This window comes from Dactylosporangium sp. NPDC051087 (assembly GCF_055586325.1).
This window is the reverse complement of record NZ_JBVJIJ010000022.1, coordinates 61,977-78,846: the sequence shown is the minus strand read 5'-3', so window position 1 is coordinate 78,846 and position 16,870 is coordinate 61,977. Positions and strand designations below refer to the sequence as shown.

The following is a 16,870-nucleotide window of genomic DNA, read 5'->3' as shown; positions in this document are numbered from 1 at the left end:
GCACCCGCCCCGCAACGCCACCGCGATGTTCCTGGCGAGTCGGTAGTGTGGGTGGTGTGACCGAGTCGGTGTGGGACTACCCGAGGCCGCCCAGGGTGGAGCCGACGGCGCGGCACGTCGTGGTCCGGCACGCGGGGCAGGTCGTCGCCGACACGCGGGCTGCGGCGCGGGTGCTGGAGACGTCGCACCCGCCGGTGTATTACATCCCGCCGGGCGACGTCGCGGCGCCCGTGCGGCGCTCGCAGCACCGGACGTTCTGCGAGTTCAAGGGTGTCGCCACGTACTGGGACGTGGCCGGGGTGCCCGACGCGGCGTGGTCCTACGAGGAGCCGTCGCCGGGCTACGAGGCGCTCCGCGGGATGCTCGCGTTCTACCCGTCGAAGTTCGACGAGTGCACGGTCGACGGGGAGGCGGTCACGCCGCAGCCCGGCGACTTCTACGGCGGGTGGCTGACCAGCGACATCACCGGGCCGGTCAAGGGCGCCCCGGGGACGCTCGGCTGGTAGGCGACAGTCGCGGAACACCGCGGTGGGCGACGGGTTAGGCTCGCCGACCGTGACTGGTTTCCGGCTCGGCGTCGACTTCGGCACGTCCACGACGATCGCCATGCTGCGGCGGCCCGACGGGCGGGTGCAGCCGCTGCTGTTCGACGGGTCGCCGCTGCTGTCGTCGGCGGTGCTGCTCGGGCCGGACGGGCGGCTGCACACCGGGCGGGACGCCGCGCACCTGGCGCGCAGCGCGCCCGAGCGGCTCGAGCCCAACCCGAAGCGGCGCGTCGACGACACCAGTGTCCTACTCGGTGACGCCGAGGTCGGGGTCCGGGACCTCGTCACCGCGGTGCTGCGGCGGGTCGCGACGGAGGCCGCCAGGGTCGCCGGGCCGGTCACCGCCGTGACCCTCACGCACCCCGCCAACTGGGGCGCCGGCCGGCGGGCGGTGCTCGTCGACGCGGCGCGGCAGGCGGGGTTCGCCGACGTCGACCTGGTCGGCGAGCCGGTCGCCGCGGCCACCTACCTGGCCGCGACCCGCGGCGCGGACCTCCCCGTCGGCGCCTGTGTCGTGGTGTACGACCTGGGCGCCGGCACCTGCGACGTCACCATCCTGCGCCGGGCGCCGCACGGCTTCGAGCCGGTCGCGTCCGACGGGCTCAACGACGTCGGCGGGCTGGACGTGGACGCCACGGTCGTCGCGTTCCTGGAGGCGACGTACGGGACGCTGTGGACCGACGCGGCGGGCCGGCGGCAGCTGTGGGACGACGTGCGCTCCGCGAAGGAGATGCTGTCGCGCGCCAGCGGCACCGTCGTCATGGTCCCGGCGCTCGGCAAAGAGGTGCCGCTGGGGCGTGAGCAGCTGGAGGGGCTGGCCAGGCCGGTACTGCGGCAGACGGTGTCGATGACGCGGTCGCTGCTCACCGAGTCGGGCGTGGCACCGGCGGCGGTCGCCGGGCTGTTCCTCGTCGGCGGGTCCAGCCGGATCCCGCTCGTGGCGACGATGCTGCACGAGTCGATCGGGATCGCGCCGGTCGTCGCGGAGCAGCCGGAGCTGGTCGTCGCCGAGGGTGCCCTGCACGCGACCGGCGGCGGCCACGCCGCACCGGCGCCGGGCGCGCCGGCCGGCAACCCGACGGTCACCCACCCGCAGTCGCCGTTCACGACCGCGCCTGTGTCGGGCACGCCCTTCTCCGGGCCGCCGTCCTCGGGGTCACCGTACGCGGCGTTCAACGGGCCGCCGACGGCGGGCATCTACAACACCGGCGCGTACACCGGCGGGATGCCCTCCGCGCAGGCGGTCACCGAGTCGACCGTCGCCGGCGGGATGCGTCCCGCGCCGATGCCGGTGTCCGCCAACCCGTACGCGTCCGCGCCGACGTCGGCGACGCCCGGCGGACCACCCACGGCGATGCCGGTCCCGCTGCCGCCGGCGCCCGGAAATCCCGGCGCGGCCTGGCAGCAGCCCCAGCCCCAGCCCCAGCGGCAGCGCAGCGGTGGCGGCGGGGCCGCGGTCGCCGTCGTCCTCGTCGTGGTCGCGGTGCTCGTCCTCGGCGGCGTCGTCGGCGTGTACCTGACGATGAAGGACGACAAGGGTGGCGGCGGCCCGGGCAACACGACGTCCGGCCGGCAGTCCGGCGCGCCGGGCAGGTTCGACCTGAAGAAGCTGCCGACCAACATCTGCACCGCGCTGGACGCCTCGGCGGTCAACGGCTCCTACGAGGAGGCGGTCGGCGACCCGACACCGTCGCGCAACCTCAACACGTACGCCGGCACCGCCTCCTGCACGGTGAGCCGGATGCACAGGGCGGGCAACACGGTGAAGACGGCGTCGGTGATGTCGATGACGACGGTCTACGCCGACCTCACCTCCGCCACGACCGTCGGCAAGCAGCTGCAGGACTCCGCGAAGCTCAACGGCGCCGTCACCGACGTCGGCGGCGTCGGCGACACGGCGTTCACCTACGCCGACCTGCAGCAGGCGGCCGCGCCGACGTTCACGTTCGTGGCGATCGAGTCGAACATGACCTGCACCATCACGTTCGTGGTCGGCACGGGCGGCAAGGCGCTGAGCGACACCGAGGTCCGCGAGATGCAGAACCGTCTCGTCCAGGTCGGCAAGGCGACCTTCCCGAAGACGGTGTCGGCGATCTCCTAGCGACGGCCGCGAGGCCCGGAAACCCGTTGGCGGAAGGTTTCCGGGCCGGTATCACGGCATCAGGGCTTCTTGGGGTCCTCTCCGTAGCCGTTGCACTGGCGGCCGCCGTTGATGCAGTAGCTCACCAGGTACGCCTGCCGTGCCGCGTCCCACCCGTTCATGAAGTCGTAGTGGAACGTGAAGCTGGCACCGGAGGAGTACGCCAGGTTCGACGTGTTGCCGCCGGGCAGCTTGTAGGGCAGCTTGATCTCCAGCATCGGCAGCGGCACCGGGTGCGACGCCGGGCACACGCCGCTGACCGGCCACGCCATGTGCGACTTGTGGTCGGCGGTGTCCAGGTGTACGCCGTCCCAGCAGCTCGGCGCGGTCATCCGGACGACGAGCGACGAGCCCGACGGGCACGACGCGGGGATCTCGTTGCCCTTGTACCCCGGGCACTGCCAGTTGCCGGTGAAGTGCGCGGCGTCCGGGGTGCGGGCGTCGCCGACGAGCAGCTTGAAGCCGGCCGGGAAGGGCTTGACGGTGCGGTAGTCCTTGACGTCGGACTTGTAGTAGACGGTGGGCTTGTCGGGCAGGACCGGGTTGCCGTTCTGCAGCAGCGTCGGGAACCAGTAGCCCGACGCGTCCTCCTGGTCCTCGCAGGACGTGGCGCCGCCGACCAGCGACGCCGGGGTCGAGTTGGCGTTGGTGGCCGGGTTGCCGATGAACGAGTGGTTGTGGGAGGCGCCGGCGAGGCCCGGGAACACGATGGGGTCGTCGCCGAGCCGGTGGGTGACGGTGCAGTTGGCGTGCATCTCGTGGTACTGCGCGCGGGGCGGGTCGTCGGCGGCCATCGCGGTGCCGAGCCCGGCGGCGCCGGACAGGGCCACCGCGGTGGCGACCACGACGAGGGCACGGGGCAGCATGGACCTGATGCTCATAGCAACTCCTTGGCGGTGGAATCGAGCATCTCCAATGGGGATGAAACCCGACGCTAGCAGCGCGTTTGTCGCGCCGACAACCGTTTGCCACCGCTTGCCGAAACGATCACCGGTCCACTGTGGACAACGCTTCCGCGAGGTCGGCGACGATGTCCCCGGGCTCCTCGAGGCCGACCGACAGCCGCAGCATCGCCGGATCCACGCCCGACGCCGCCCCCTGATGGGCGAAGACCAGCGACGCCGGATGGGTGATGAGGGACTCGGGCCCGCCGAGGCTCACCGCGTTGCGGCACAGGCGGGTCGCGCGAATGACCCGGGCCGCCGCGTCGGCGTCGGCGACGGTGAAGGCGAGCATCGCGCCGTACCCACGCATCTGCCGCACCGCGAGGTCGTGCTGCGGATGGCTCGGCAGTCCCGGGTGGTGCACGGCGCGCACCGCCGGATGCCCGGCGAGGAACTCCGCGACGGCGAGCCCGTTGGCGTTGTGCCGCGCCATCCGCAGCGGAAACGTCTTGAGCCCGCGCGCGAGCAGCCACGCCTCGAAGGGGTGGCAGACCGGCCCGAGCACCCGCGCGGTCTCCCACGCCTTCGCGACCAGCGCCGCCGAGCCGGTGACCACGCCCGCGGTGACGTCGCTGTGCCCGTTGAGGTATTTCGTGGCCGACTGCACGACGAGGTCGACCCCGAATTCGAGGGGGCGGGTGTTGTACGGCGTCGCGAACGTGTTGTCCGCGATGAGCACCGCGTCCGGGGCGGCGGCACGGACGGCGCGCAGGTCGGTCAGCGTCATCGTCGGGTTGCTGGGCGTCTCGACGTAGACGACCCGGGTCTCGGGCCGCACCTGCGCGGCGAGGTCCTCCTGCGCCACCAGCCGCACCGGCACGCCGAAGCCGGGCAGCAGCTCCTCCAGCAGGGTCAGCGACGCCGTGTAGTGGCTGCGCTGGGCGAGCACCTCACCACCCGGCGAACCACCCGCCACAGTGGACAGCAGGGCCGCGCTGACCGCCGCCATGCCGCTGCCGACCAGCAGGGCCGCCTCGGCGCCGTCGAGGTCCGCGAGCATCGCCTCCGCCTCGCGCGCGTTGGGCGAGCCGTAGCGGGTGTAGAACGCGCCGGGCGCCACCGACGCCGCGATCCGCGCCGCCTCGGCGGTGCGGGGCAGCTCGTAGGTGCTGGTCTGGTGGATGGGCGTGGTCAGCGGGGTGCCACCGGGCTGCGGCGCGACGTCCGGGTGCAGCAGCCTGGTCATGCTCGGCGGTGTGGTGTCCATGCCTCAGCCTTGCACGGGGTGCACCCTCCACAGGCTGCCGTTCAGGCCGCCGCGCTGGTTGATGCCGTCCCTGATCCGGTTGGACGTGTCGCCGGAGATGCCGGGCGCCAGGTAGGGCTGGATCTCCACGGCGTCGGCGGTGTAGCCCTCCCCCTCGCCGTCGTACTCCACGCGCAGCGCGACCGGCCCCCGGTCGGTCTCCAGCAGCACGAACACCGTGCCGTCGGGGTGGCCGGCGAGCGTGGTCCGCCGGCCCAGGTTGATGCAGGAGGTGACCGCGCCGTAGGGGGTGCTCTGCGCGGTCGTGCCGGCGGGACCGCCGGTGATCAGCGTGCAGGTGCCGGGCTGGCGCGCGGCGAGCGCGTCGGACCGGCCCGGGAACCCGGTCGCGACGAGGTATCCGGCCACCACGACCAGCACGCCGGCGATCCCGCCGCACCACCACCACAGACGATTCATGTTCACCTTGGTACCGGATCCCGCCGGGGGATGTAGTACCGGGGTGGTACTGCGATGCAGTCCCGCAGCGTGACGACGGTGCGGGGCCGCCTGCATAGCGTCACGGCATGGCCCTGAGCACCCTTGCCCGGCGCGTCACGGACGCGACCCCGGCGACCCGCGACCGCGCCGTCGACGGGCTGCGCGCCCTGGCGATCGGTGGTGTCGTCCTCGGCCACTGGCTGGTGACGGCGCTGGTCAGCGACGGCGGTGCGGTGCGCGGCGCCAGCCCGCTGCGCTTCCTGCCGGAGCTGGCGCCGGTGTCGTGGCTGTTCCAGACCCTGGCGGTGTTCTTCCTCGTCGGCGGGTACACCGCGGCCCGCCCCCGGACCCTGCCCTACCGGCGGTGGCTGGCGGCGCGGCTGACCCGGCTGCTGCGCCCGGTGCCGCCGCTGCTCGGCGTGTGGGCGCTCGTGGTGGCCGCGATGCTCGCCGCCGGCGCCGCCGACCGGACGGTGCACACGCTGGTGAAGCTGGTGCTGTCGCCGCTGTGGTTCCTGCTGGTGTTCGCGGCGCTGACCGCCGTCGCGCCGCTGGCCGCGAAGCTGCACTGGCAGTGGCCGCTGGGTGTGGTGATCGCGGTCGACGTGCTGCGCTTCGGGACCGTCGCCCCCGGCTGGGTCGCCTGGATCAACCTCGGTGCCGGCTGGCTGGTGCCGTTCTGCCTCGGCGCCGCCTGGTCCCGCGGGACCCTCGGCACCCCCGGGACCCCGGGCACCCTCGGCAGCATCGGCACCGCGGACGTGCGGCGGACCGGCTGGCGGCTGCTGCTCGGGGGTGCCGCCGCGACCGTCGTGCTGATCCGCTGGTTCGGCTACCCGGCGTCGATGGTCGGCGTGCCGGGCGAGGGTGTCTCCAACCTCAACCCGCCGACCCTGGCCGCGGTGACGTTCGGGCTGGCGCAGTGCGGGCTGGCGTTGCTGCTGCTCGGACCGCTGCGGGCGGTGCTGCGCCGGCCGGTCGTGTGGGCCGCCGTCGCGCTGCTCAACCTGTCGGCGATGACGGTGTTCCTGTGGCACCAGACGGCGATGATCACCGTGACGTTCCTCATCCACGGTACGCACGACGGCCTGCACACGGTGCCCGACACGCCGGGGTGGATGCTGGCGCGGATCCTGTGGCTGCCGGCGTTCGCGCTGGTGCTGGCGGGATGCTGGGCGGTCTTCCACAGGTTCGAGCGCGGTCCGGCGGTCAGCCCCTGATGCGAATATTCGGATAAGACGGACATATCCGAGTATTGCTCGTTATGTTCCGTTGCATGGTTGCATCCTGGCTCAAGGCTTCAGCCGTGCTCACCGCGGCCGTCATCGCCCTCGCTCCGGCGGCCGGCGTACAGGCGAACCCGGTCCCACCGCAGGCACCGCAGACAGTGACAGTGCAGGCCGGGGACACCCTGTGGGGGCTCGCCCGCCGCAACGGGACCACCGTCGCGGACCTGCAACGGCTCAACAACCTCGGCACCTCGACCCTGATCCGGATCGGTCAGACCCTCACGATCACCGGCTCGACCCGGGCCGCCCGCGCCGCCGTCGCCATCGCCTACGCCAAGGCGCAGGTCGGCAAGCCGTACAGGTTCGCGACCGCCGGACCTGAGACGTTCGACTGCTCGGGGCTCGTCATGCGGGCCTGGCAGGCGGCCGGCGTGCAGCTGCCGCGGGTCACCTACGACCAGATCAAAGTCGGCCAGCGGGTGGGCCGCGAGGAGCTCGAACCCGGCGACCTCGTGTTCACCAACAACGGCGGCCACGTCATGCTCTACATCGGCGACGACCGGGTCGTGAACGCCGGCCACACCGGGGTGAACGTGAGCGTGCAGACGCTGCCACGCACCGAGAAGGTGGTGGCGTTCGTCCGCCTGCCGGACCGGTAGGCCCTACTTCGCGGACACCTCGTCGAGGTGCTGCAGCAGATCGTGCGCGGCCAGCTCCACGTCCTTGTGCCGCCACTCCGACGCCCGGTAGACGCAGGCGATCAGCCCGCTGCGGTGCACCCGGCGCAGGTCGCCGTACACGAACGCGTAGCGGGCCTTCGTCTCGTCGCCGGGCCCGACGGTCAGCCCGAGGTGCCACCGCGCGTACTCGTCCCAGGAGTGCTTCTCCAGGTACGCGTTGTCGTCCGCGGTCTTCGGCTGCGCCGCGCCCCAGTCGCTGTCCAGCACGTACTGCCGGGCGTCGATCAGCTTCCGCGCGTACGCCACGGCGTCCTCGTTGACCTCATAGTGCGCCATGGGCCAGCCATACCCGCCGTACGCGGGTCTTAAAACGGTCCCGCGAGCCACGAGGCGATCGTGTCGACGTCGGCGCGGGTGAGCCCGCACCGCGGATCGACGCGGTGCGGCAGCGCGGCACCGGCGTGGTGCGCGGCGATCCACTCGCGGTCGGCGGCGCCGATCTCGTCGTCGACCCACACGAACGGCCGCCCGGCGGCCCACGCGACGAGCCCGCGCGTCTTCCAGTGCACCGGCCCGGCCACGTCCTCGCCGGGCCAGTCGACGACCGGCAGCTCCGGCAGCCCGAGCAGCGGCCCCACGACCTCGTTGGCGTCCGCCATCCACGTGGTCGCCCACACGAGGTCGCACGGCAGCGCCGCCAGCCAGGCGCCGTGCCGCGGGTCGAGCCGGGCCAGCAGCGGGTTGCCGCGCGCCGCCGCCCGGATCGCCGGCGTGGCCGCGGCCGGGTACCCCTGCGCGCCGAAGGGGATGAGCGGCCCGTCGACGTCGAGGAACAGCACGGGGCGCATCGCCGCACGATAGCCGCCATCGGCGGTGCCGGTGGCCGCGGGCGGGCCCTACGCGCCCGGCGTGCCGGGCGGTGCCGGTGGCCGGTCGGCGCAGGGCGGGCCCGGGGCGGCCGCGGCGCCCTGCAGGTCCGGGACCGGGCCGGCGTCGTCCAGCCCCGGCAGACCCTCCTCGAAGAGCAGCCGGCGCAGGACGCCGCCGGTCTCGTACAGGGACCGGAGGATGCCCTCGGGGACGGCGATCGCGATCGCGCGGCGCAGGGACTCCCCCGCCTGCATGAGCCGGCCGGCCCGGGCGTCGACGGCGGCGAGGAGCAGCCACGCGTCGATCAGGGTGCCCGGCGGGGCGGCGCCGGCGTCCGCGACCGTGTGGGCCAGCTCCGCGGCGCAGCCGGCGTCGCCGCGGGCCAGCAGCGCCTCGGCCTTCAGGACGCCGGTCGTGGGCTCGCCGTCGAGGGTGTCGATGACTGCGGTCGCCTCGTCGACGCGGTCCATCGCGAGCAGGATCCGGGCCTCGACGGCGGCCAGCCGGTGCCGCAGCCAGTCGCGGGCCGGCCGGCCGGCGGGTGGGCGCAGCGCCTGCCGCACGGCGGCCAGCGCCCCCGGCAGGTCGTTGCCGGCGCGCAGCAGCATGGCCCGGACCAGCGCGACGGTCGCGGTGTAGAGCAGGTCCTGGAAGCGGTCCTCGGCGCGGTGCATGCCGGCCTCGGCGGCGTTGAGATGGTGCCACGCGGCGACGGTGTCGAAGCGTTCCAGGGCGACCAGGGCGAGCGTCACGTCGAGGACGGCGACCCAGTGCATGGCCGGGGCGGGCGCGCCGCCGGCGGCGAGCGCGCGGGTCTGCACGGCCGCGGCGACGGCCCGGCCGAGCCGCCCGTGGTGCGCCTCGGCAAGGGCGAGGTGTTCGGCGCACCAGAGCCGGATGTCGGCGCAGTGCGCGCCGGCCGACAGCCGGACCGCCTCGGCGAGGGTGTCGACGGCCGCGGCGAGCCGCCCGGTCCACAGCTCGGCGGTGCCGATCGCGGCGACGACGAACGCGGCGACCTCGGGTCCGGGGACCGGCTGGGTCTGGGTCGCGTCGTCGAGGAGGCGTTCCAGGTTCCGGGCGGCGGCGACCGTACGGGCCGCGTCGCCGTGCCCGAGACCGACGGCGAGGTCGACGACGGCGTGGCCGAGGCGCAGCCGCTCGGTCGGCAGGGCGGCCGGGTCGGCGCCGAGCCGGGCGAGCAGCCGGTCGGCCGTGCCGATGTGCCCGTTCACGATCGCGACGACCGCCGTGACGATGGTCTGCGCGGGACCGTAGCCGCCCTGCGGCATGCGGCTCAGCAGCCGCAGCAGCGTCAGGTCCCGGCCGTCGACGAGGATCCGCACCAGGGCCACGTGCTCGACGATGAGCTCCGCCGACTCCTGCCACAGGTCGGCGGCGGTGGCGTGCCGGACGGCGGCGACGACGTCACCGGCCCCGGCCCACCAGCGGGCGGCGCGCAGATGCAGCCGGCCCAGGACGTCGGGGTCGTCGTCGCGCAGCCGGAAGCGCAGGACGTCGGCGAGCATCCGGTTGAGCCGGTACGCCGGCGGGTGCGTGGCGGCCTGCTCGACGAGGATCCCTTCGCCGAGCAGGCCGAGCAGCAGGGCCCTGCCGCCGGTCATGTCGCCCACCGCCATGGCGAGGTCGGCGGTGAACGTGTCCAGGATCCCGAGGCGGTGCAGGAGCTCCCGCTGCCGCGGGCGCAGCGGGCCGAGGACCTCGGCGGTGAAGTACTCGTTGAAGGTGTCGTCCTCGGCGAGGCGGCGCACGGTCGTGTCGGGGTCGACGGCGGCGGCGAGGACGGTCGCGGCCAGGCGCACCGCGACGAGCCATCCTTCGGTGCGGCGGGCCAGGTCGGCGAGGCTCTCCCGGGTCAGCCACACGTCGTGCAGGTCGAGCAGCTCGGCGATCTCGTCCTCGTCGAGCGCGAGGTCCGCGGCGTCGAGCTCGGCGAGCCCGCCCGACAGCCGGTACTGGTGCAGCGGGAACGCGGGTCGGCGCCGGCCGAGCAGCAGCAGGCGCAGCCCGCCGCCGGCGTTGCGGAGGACGAACTCCAGCTCCGTGCACTGCTGGGCGCCGAGCAGCGTCACGTTGTCCAGGACGAGCAGGATGTCACGCTGCTGCTCGTGCAGCGCCGACGCGACCTCGGTCGCCAGGGCGCGCCCGGGACGGCGCCACGCCGCGGCGTCCCAGAAGCTGGTGGGCAGCAGCAGGCCGGCCCGGCGCAGCGCCTCGAACACGTGCCGCCACAGCCGCACGGTGTCGTCGCGGTCGTCGTCGTCGAGCGTCACCCAGGCGATCGGGCCCTGCAGCAGGTCGTCCACGACCCACGCGGCGGCCAGCTGGGTCTTGCCCGAGCCCGGCGGGCCGGTGATCACGGTCAGCGGCAGGTCGGTGTGCTCGACCAGCAGGTCCAGCAGCCGCTGACGGCGGACGCCGGGCACGGCGGGCTCAGGGACGCCGAGCTTCGCCCTGAGCAGGGGCGGCCCGGCGCCGGCCTCCTGCCCGTCGGTGAACGGCGGAGGACCAGCCTGTCCCTCGTCGGCACGTCGCATCACCTGGTCCGCCCCTCACCCGGTTACGTCGACACGACAGTTCCCATAACGCAGAGTGTCGTACTGAATGCACCGAGACAAGAGGGCCCGGGACAAGCGGTCACGGAACACCAGGTCGCCCGCCGGAAAGTCCCAGGACACGAGGCCGCCGGGCACGAGAAAATCTCAGCGGCGGATCGGGTGCAGGCGGATCATGCCGCGGCTGTCGCCGGTGGCGAGCCACCTGCCGTCGGGGCTGAACGCGAGGGACTGGATCGGTGCGCCGGTGGGGCCGGTGCCGCCGATCGGCCGGTGGCCGGCGGCGTCGAGCAGGACCACCCGGCCGCCGGCGTCGCCGGTGGCCAGGAGGGCTCCGCGCCGGTCGTACACCATGGACGTGATCCTCGTCGTGTGCCCCAGGTCGCGGGCGGTGCCGGTGAGGGTGGCGGTGCCCGGGTCCCAGAACTCGACGAGGACGCCGCCGCCGGTCAGCGCGCCCACGGCGAGGGTGGGGCCGTCGGGGCTGAACGCGAGCCGGGTCGCCGGGCTCGTGGTCAGCTCGGTGGGCGGGCGGAGGCCTGCGACGGCGTGCACCTCGACGGTCCGGTCGCGCCCGAACGCGGCCCACCGCGCGCCCGGGTCGAGCACCGCGTCGGCCGTCGTGCCGCCGTCCGGGATGCCGGTGCCGGTGCCGCCCGCCGTGCCGCCCTCTGCACCTCCCGCTGTGCCGCCGTCCGTGCCGCCCGTCGCGCCTTCGCCGGGCGTCGGGGCGGGGGGCTCCGCCAGGGTGCCGAGCTCGGTGCCGGCCGTGAGGTCCCACAGGCGATAGCTCCCGCCGGCGAAGCCGACCGCGACCGGGTCGCCGCCGATCCGGTACGCGATGTCGGCGATGCCCGCGGTCGCCCGCACCGCACCGGTGGTGGCCGGGATCGCCGTCGCCGATCCGGTCTGCGCCGCGGTGCCGGTACGCCAGGTGCGGCCGCTCTCGTAGCCACCGGTCGCGAACCCGGCGCCGTCCGGGCTGAACCGGACCGCGCGGACCGGGTTGACGTGCCCGGTGAGCGGCGCGCCGCGCTCGGCGTGCCCGGCGACGTCCCAGAGCCGCACCGACGAGTCGCCGCCGCCGGACAGCAGCGTGGCGCTGTCGGGGGCGAACGCGAGGGCGAGGACCGCGCCGCTGTGCCCGGGCAGTTCGGTGGCGGCGGCCAGTCCTCGGGCCGGCCCGGCCTCGGCCGGCGCGCCGGGCCCGGGGTGCGGCCGCGGCCACCAGACGGCGACGGCCGCGACCCCGGCGACGAGGGCGGCGAGGGCCACCCACACGGCCGCGGCCCGCGCCCGCTCGGTGAAGGTCCTGGACGCGACCGGCACGGGGTCGAGGACCGGCTCGCCCTCCCAGGCCGGTTCGGCCAGCGGCAACGGGTCGACCAGCAGCCCGTCGAGCGGCAGGCGCTGCTCGGGCAGCACCGCCGCCGGGTCGGGCAGCACCAGTCCGGGCGGCAGCGCGTCGAACAGCGTCGTGGCCGGCTCGGACGGCGCCGGCAGGCCCGGCAGCCGCTGCTCCGGGATGTGCGGGTCGGCGTGCGGCACCGCGGGCGTGTGCAGGCTGCCGGCGGCGACCACCAGCTCCGGATGGTCCAGGACGTTCGGCGCGATCCGGGTCGCCCGGTGCAGCAGCGTCGCGGCGAGCGGCACGCGGGAGCCGCCACCGACGAGGAACAGCCCGGCGATCTCGTCGGTGCCGATGCCGGACCCGCCGAGGGTGCGCAGCGTGACGTCGACGGTGCGCCGCAGGTACGGCAGCGCCACCGCCTCGAACTCCTCCCTGGTCACGTGGATGGTCGCGGCCGCGACGGGAATCCGCAGGTCGCCGGTGGCGTGCCGGGACAGCTGCTCCTTGACCGCCCGGGCGCCGTGCCACAGCTGGTGGCGGGCCTCCTGGTCCGGTTGCGTCCGCGGCCGGTCGAGGCGCTGCCAGACGGCCGGGGCGGTGTCGAGCGTGTCGCGGGCGAGGCCGACGACGGCGGCGTCGAGGTCGAGCCCGCCGACGTCACCGATCCCGGCGGAGGCCACGACCTCGAACCCCCGGCCTGCGCCACCGGACGCGCCGAAGACCCGCACGGCGCTCACGTCGAACGTGCCGGCGCCGAGGTCGTAGACGACGAGGCACTGCCCGGCGGGCACGTCGCGGCCGAGGGTGCCGGTGAGGTACGCGGCCGCGGCGACCGGCTCGGGCACGAAGCGGACGGCGCCGAGCCCGGCCCGGTCGGCGCTCTCGGCGAGGACGGCGAGGCGGGGCGGCCCCCACGTCGCCGGGTGGGTCAGCACCACGGTCGGCGGCGGCGCGCCGGTGGACCGCTCCGCCTCGGTGGCGACGCGGCGCAGGACGGCCGCGACCAGGTCGACGACCGTCACCTCCCGCTCGCCGAGCAGGACGGTGTGCTCGTCGACTCGGCGCTTCGGGTTGGGCTCGTAGGCGGCCGGGTAGGCGACCGCGGCCCGCTCCGCGTCGGCGCCGGTGAGCAGGTCACCGCCGGGCACGGCGAACACGGCCGAGGACAGCAGCGGGCTGGCGTCGAACAGCAGCGGCCGGGCGACCCCGTCGTCGCCGGCGAGCATCGCGACGGTGGTGGAGGTCCGAAGTCGATGCCGAGCCCCGCCACCTGGCCAGTAACCACCCGGACACCCTACGGAGTTCCGGCCGTTCGGCGGTACACACGAACGAGGTACCCCGGCGGTCAGCCCCCGGTGAGCCGGCGCAGGATCAGCCCGGCCATCGCCCGGACGCCGACACCGATGGCGCGTTCGTCGGCGAAGAAGTCCGGCGCGTGCGGGATGCCGCGGTCGCCGATGCCGAGGAAGAACATCGAGCCGGGCACCCGCTGCAGGAACAGCGCGAAGTCCTCGCCGCTGAACGGCCACGCCGCATGGAAGGTCAGGACCGCGTCGACGCCGGGGACCTCCCGCAGCTGCCCGGCGGCGGTCTCGGTGAGCTCCGGCGCGCAGATCATCGCCGGGAACGGCGGCCCGGGGAAGGTGACGGTGGCGTGCTCGGCGGCGGCCAGGCGGCGCAGCTCGTCGCGCAGCTCGGGATGGCGGGTCTCGGGCCAGGTCCGCAGCCACACGTCGGCGGTGACCGGGTCGCCGTCCGCCCGCAGCTGCGAGCCGGTGAGGACGTAGCCGGCCAGCGGCCCGTCCGGGATCTGCAGCGCCGCCGCCAGCTCGGCGAACTCGGCGTCCGTCGCGGGCCGCCGGACGGTGCTCATGGCGTCGATCCGGTCCAGGAGGCGGCGCCCGTTCGCGGCGGCGTCGGGGCCGCGCAGCTCCAGGTGGCACGTGTCGAGGCCGGGGTGGCCCGTGCCGGGCAGGGCGGCGAGGACGCCGACGGGCAGCGGCGCGCAGTGCAGGGCATACACCTCGTCGGGCGGGCAGCCGTCGAGGGCACCGTCGTCGAGCATCGCCTGGGCGCCTTCCAGGGTCTCCTCCGCCGGCTGGAACAGCAGCACGACCCGGCCGGCGAACCGGTCCCGGAGCCCGGCCAGGACCTCGGCCACGCCGACGCCGATCGCGGTGTGCAGGTCGTGGCCGCAGAGGTGCGCGGCGCCGTCCTCGACGGGCAGCGCGTCGAGGTCGGCCCGGTAGGCGACGGTCCGGCCGCCGCTCAGGTCGCCGCGCAGGACGCCGACGACGCCGTGGCCGCCGACGCCGGTGCGCACCTCCAGGCCCGCGGCGCGGAGCCGGTCCGCCACCAGGGCCGCGGTGCGCCGCTCGTCCCCCGCCACCTCGGGCCGCCCGTGGATGTCGCGCCGCAGCTCGACCAGCCCGGCGTCCAGCGGCGCCGCGACCGAATCGACGCATGCAAGTTCCCAGATCCCCGTCATGGCGGACATCGTAGGCGGTCTCGACGTACCGAACGGTACTCGTTACGCTCTGCGTCTTGTCGCGTCCCCTCGACGGCGTAGAGGCAGGTCAGGTCTTGGACGAGCAGGTCCGCGAGCCGGAACACCTGGCACCGGCGGCGCCGCCGGCCGCTCCGTACGCCCCACCGGTCCAGCAGGCGGTCCAGCCGCGGGGATCCGGTCTCGAGGCGGTCAGCGGGGTCCGGGCCGACCGGGACCGGGCGCAGGCCGGCCACCTCGCCCAGGCCGCCGCGCAGGCCGCGGCACAGGCCGGGCAGGCCGCGCAGGTCGCCGCGCAGGCGGCCCAGGTCGCGCAGGCCGCGGCGCAGACGGCCGCGCTGCGCGTCGCGGGCGCGGCGGGCACCGCGACCCGGCACACCGTCGCCGGGGCCAAGCGGGCGGCGAGCAGTGTCGGGCGGTTCTTCATCGGCTTCGGGTTCTTCTGGCGCGGGCTGGCGTTCTTCCTCCGCAACCCGCGGCTGTGGCTGTGGGCGCTGCTCCCGGTCGGGTTGACCGCGCTGTGCCTGCTCGGCGTCGAGAAGGTCGTCGCGATGGCGATCAACGTCGCCGTCGACTGGCTGCTCGGGTTCGTCGCGAGCTGGCCGTCGGCGATCAGATGGGCGCTCGGCTGGGTCATGCGGTGGGCCGCCGAGACCGCGTTCCACCTGCTGATCACGGCGCTGACGGTGCCGGTGACGATGTTCTTCGGCGCGTTCTTCCTGCCGTTCATGACCAGGAGCGTGGTCCGGCTGACCGGCGGCGGGCGCCTCACCCCGCCGTCGTGGTGGCGGGCGTCCGGGGTGTGCCTGCGCCAGACCGTCGTCGTGACGCTGGTGCTGCACCTCGGCTGGCTCATCTGCCTGCCGTTGCTGCTGCTGCCGGGTTTCAACCTCGCCGTCGCGTTCGGCGTCGGGCTGTTTTTCAACGGCTTCCTGGTCGGGGTCCTGGTCCTGGCCGTGTCGCTGCACCACCACGGCGTGCACGGCGCGAAGCAGCACCTGAAGTTCGCGTGGCAGCACCGGGCGTACGTGACCGGCTTCGGCATGATGAGCGTGATCGCGCTGATCCTGCCGGTGCTGTCGCTGCGCTTCCTCGTCGCCGTGCCGATCCCCGAGGTGTTCGCCGCGCCCGGCGCCGTGCTGTACCTGATCACGTCGCCGGCGGTGCTGGTCGGCGCGATCCTGCTGCACCGCCGGATCCTCGGGGTGCTGCCGCCCGCCCCGGCGCCGGTGCCCCCGCCCTGGCCCGATCCGCGGCTGCGGTACGGTCAGCCCCATGTCGGCAGTGGCCACCTTCAGCTCCCTCAAGGCGACATCCGTCGCTGAGTTCACCCGCGACCCGTCGGCCGCGCTGGAGAAGCTCGGCACGCCCCTGGAGGTGTCCTTCGACTGGTCAGCCTATGTGATCCTGCCGGTCCTGGAGCTGCTCGGCGACCGCGGCATCACGCTGCACAGCTCGGAGCACGACCGGCTGCTCGACGAGGTGCCCGAGGACGACGACCGGTTCACGGTGCTGCTGACCCCGCGGCACCGGGCGTTCCTGCCGCGCCTGGACCCGGACACGTTCGACGACACCGAGTTCCGTGAGCGCTTCGCCGAGGACCGCATCGACCTCGACCCGGCCGACGCGGGCACCGCCGGCCGGGACGTGATCGTCCTGCTGCACGACTGCGTCGCCGAGGTCGCCGACGACGAGGTCATCGTCATCCGGATCGGCTGACGCCGCTAGGCGAGCTTGGGCAGGACCGCCTCGGCGGCGCGCTGCTCGACCTTCAGGTTGCCGGCGTCGGTGCCGGCCGAGGTCGCGTAGACGTCGACGATCTTGCCGTCGGCGTAGACGTACAGGTGACCGGCGAGCGAGTAGGCGGACTCACCGACCCCGGAGACCTGCACCGCCTCCTTGTTCTGCACGTCGAACTGGTCGCGGGTCTCCACGTTGACGGTGATGGTGAGCTGGCCGCCGGTGAGCTGCCACTGGCAGTAGCGGGCGCCCGGGGAGTTGCCGCCCTCGTTGCTCATGAGCGTCACCTTCTTCCCGGTCAGGCTGTTCACCTCCGCCTTGGTCAGCAGGGTGCAGATGTCCGGCAGCTCCACCGGGCCGCTGGTGGTCTTCGCCGGCGCGCTCGCGGCGCCGCCGGTCGTCGCGGCCGAGCCCGGCGTCGGCGTGTCGCCGGCCTTGTCCAGCACACCGCACCCCGTCAGGGTCAGTGCACCGGTCAGCAACGTGGTGGCGGCAAGGATGCGGTGGCGCATGACGACCCTCCAGGGCGACGTGGTCTGTTGCCATTACCCTGACGGATCAACGAACGCGCCGCCCGGGTGGCGACGCCACCTGGCACATTT

The 16,870-nt window shown here is 74.5% G+C and carries 15 protein-coding genes; 6 read left to right on the top strand and 9 right to left on the bottom strand.

The window, feature by feature from the left end:
• Positions 1–56 precede the first annotated feature (56 nt).
• Positions 57–506: a DUF427 domain-containing protein gene (locus ACZ6TV_RS36600; RefSeq protein WP_465302691.1), complete on the top strand. Its 450-nt coding sequence runs from the start codon at positions 57–59 to the stop codon at positions 504–506.
• 49 nt (positions 507–555) lie between these two features.
• A complete protein-coding gene (locus ACZ6TV_RS36595) occupies positions 556–2,646 on the top strand; it encodes an Hsp70 family protein (RefSeq protein WP_465302689.1) in 2,091 nt (696 codons plus the stop codon).
• 59 nt (positions 2,647–2,705) lie between these two features.
• On the opposite strand, the gene ACZ6TV_RS36590 is transcribed toward ACZ6TV_RS36595, so the two are convergent.
• The 3 genes from ACZ6TV_RS36590 to ACZ6TV_RS36580 form a co-directional block, all read right to left on the bottom strand.
• Positions 2,706–3,566 (bottom strand): DUF1996 domain-containing protein, encoded by an 861-nt coding sequence (locus tag ACZ6TV_RS36590; protein WP_465302687.1) that lies wholly within the window; start codon positions 3,564–3,566, stop codon positions 2,706–2,708.
• Positions 3,567–3,672: 106 nt separating this feature from the next.
• Positions 3,673–4,836: a trans-sulfuration enzyme family protein gene (locus tag ACZ6TV_RS36585; protein WP_465302685.1), complete on the bottom strand. Its 1,164-nt coding sequence runs from the start codon at positions 4,834–4,836 to the stop codon at positions 3,673–3,675.
• A gap of 3 nt (positions 4,837–4,839) precedes the next feature.
• Positions 4,840–5,295, bottom strand: coding sequence for a hypothetical protein (locus ACZ6TV_RS36580; protein WP_465302683.1), 456 nt, complete (start codon positions 5,293–5,295; stop codon positions 4,840–4,842).
• 107 nt (positions 5,296–5,402) lie between these two features.
• On the opposite strand from ACZ6TV_RS36580, the gene ACZ6TV_RS36575 reads away from it, so the two are divergent.
• Positions 5,403–6,536, top strand: a complete 1,134-nt coding sequence (locus ACZ6TV_RS36575; protein WP_465302681.1) for an acyltransferase family protein — start codon at positions 5,403–5,405, stop codon at positions 6,534–6,536.
• 56 nt (positions 6,537–6,592) lie between these two features.
• Positions 6,593–7,204: a C40 family peptidase gene (locus ACZ6TV_RS36570; protein ID WP_465302679.1), complete on the top strand. Its 612-nt coding sequence runs from the start codon at positions 6,593–6,595 to the stop codon at positions 7,202–7,204.
• A gap of 3 nt (positions 7,205–7,207) precedes the next feature.
• Here ACZ6TV_RS36570 and ACZ6TV_RS36565 read toward each other — a convergent pair whose 3' ends face one another.
• The 5 genes from ACZ6TV_RS36565 to ACZ6TV_RS36545 form a co-directional block, all read right to left on the bottom strand.
• Positions 7,208–7,561, bottom strand: a complete 354-nt coding sequence (locus ACZ6TV_RS36565) for a hypothetical protein (RefSeq protein WP_465302677.1) — start codon at positions 7,559–7,561, stop codon at positions 7,208–7,210.
• A gap of 29 nt (positions 7,562–7,590) precedes the next feature.
• On the bottom strand, positions 7,591–8,073 hold the full coding sequence (locus tag ACZ6TV_RS36560) for an HAD domain-containing protein (RefSeq protein ID WP_465302675.1): 483 nt from the start codon (positions 8,071–8,073) through the stop codon (positions 7,591–7,593).
• A 48-nt stretch (positions 8,074–8,121) separates the two neighbouring features.
• Entirely contained in the window at positions 8,122–10,653 is a 2,532-nt protein-coding gene (locus ACZ6TV_RS36555) for a winged helix-turn-helix domain-containing protein (protein WP_465302673.1), read from the bottom strand.
• 165 nt (positions 10,654–10,818) lie between these two features.
• Entirely contained in the window at positions 10,819–13,248 is a 2,430-nt protein-coding gene (locus ACZ6TV_RS36550; RefSeq protein ID WP_465302671.1) for an Hsp70 family protein, read from the bottom strand.
• Positions 13,249–13,367: 119 nt separating this feature from the next.
• Complete coding sequence (locus ACZ6TV_RS36545; RefSeq protein WP_465302669.1) at positions 13,368–14,510, bottom strand: M20 metallopeptidase family protein; 1,143 nt, start codon at positions 14,508–14,510, stop codon at positions 13,368–13,370.
• 56 nt (positions 14,511–14,566) lie between these two features.
• Here ACZ6TV_RS36545 and ACZ6TV_RS36540 point away from each other — a divergent pair, with 56 nt between their 5' ends.
• Both ACZ6TV_RS36540 and ACZ6TV_RS36535 read left to right on the top strand, forming a co-directional pair.
• Positions 14,567–15,853 carry an EI24 domain-containing protein gene (locus tag ACZ6TV_RS36540; protein WP_465302667.1) on the top strand — a complete coding sequence of 429 codons (1,287 nt, stop codon included), beginning with the start codon at positions 14,567–14,569 and terminating at the stop codon, positions 15,851–15,853.
• On the top strand, positions 15,804–16,247 hold the full coding sequence (locus ACZ6TV_RS36535) for a hypothetical protein (protein WP_465302665.1): 444 nt from the start codon (positions 15,804–15,806) through the stop codon (positions 16,245–16,247). Before ACZ6TV_RS36540 ends, ACZ6TV_RS36535 begins: the two co-directional genes overlap by 50 nt.
• A 5-nt stretch (positions 16,248–16,252) precedes the next feature.
• On the opposite strand, the gene ACZ6TV_RS36530 is transcribed toward ACZ6TV_RS36535, so the two are convergent.
• Positions 16,253–16,780: a DUF3558 family protein gene (locus ACZ6TV_RS36530; protein ID WP_465302663.1), complete on the bottom strand. Its 528-nt coding sequence runs from the start codon at positions 16,778–16,780 to the stop codon at positions 16,253–16,255.
• Positions 16,781–16,870: the final 90 nt, after the last annotated feature.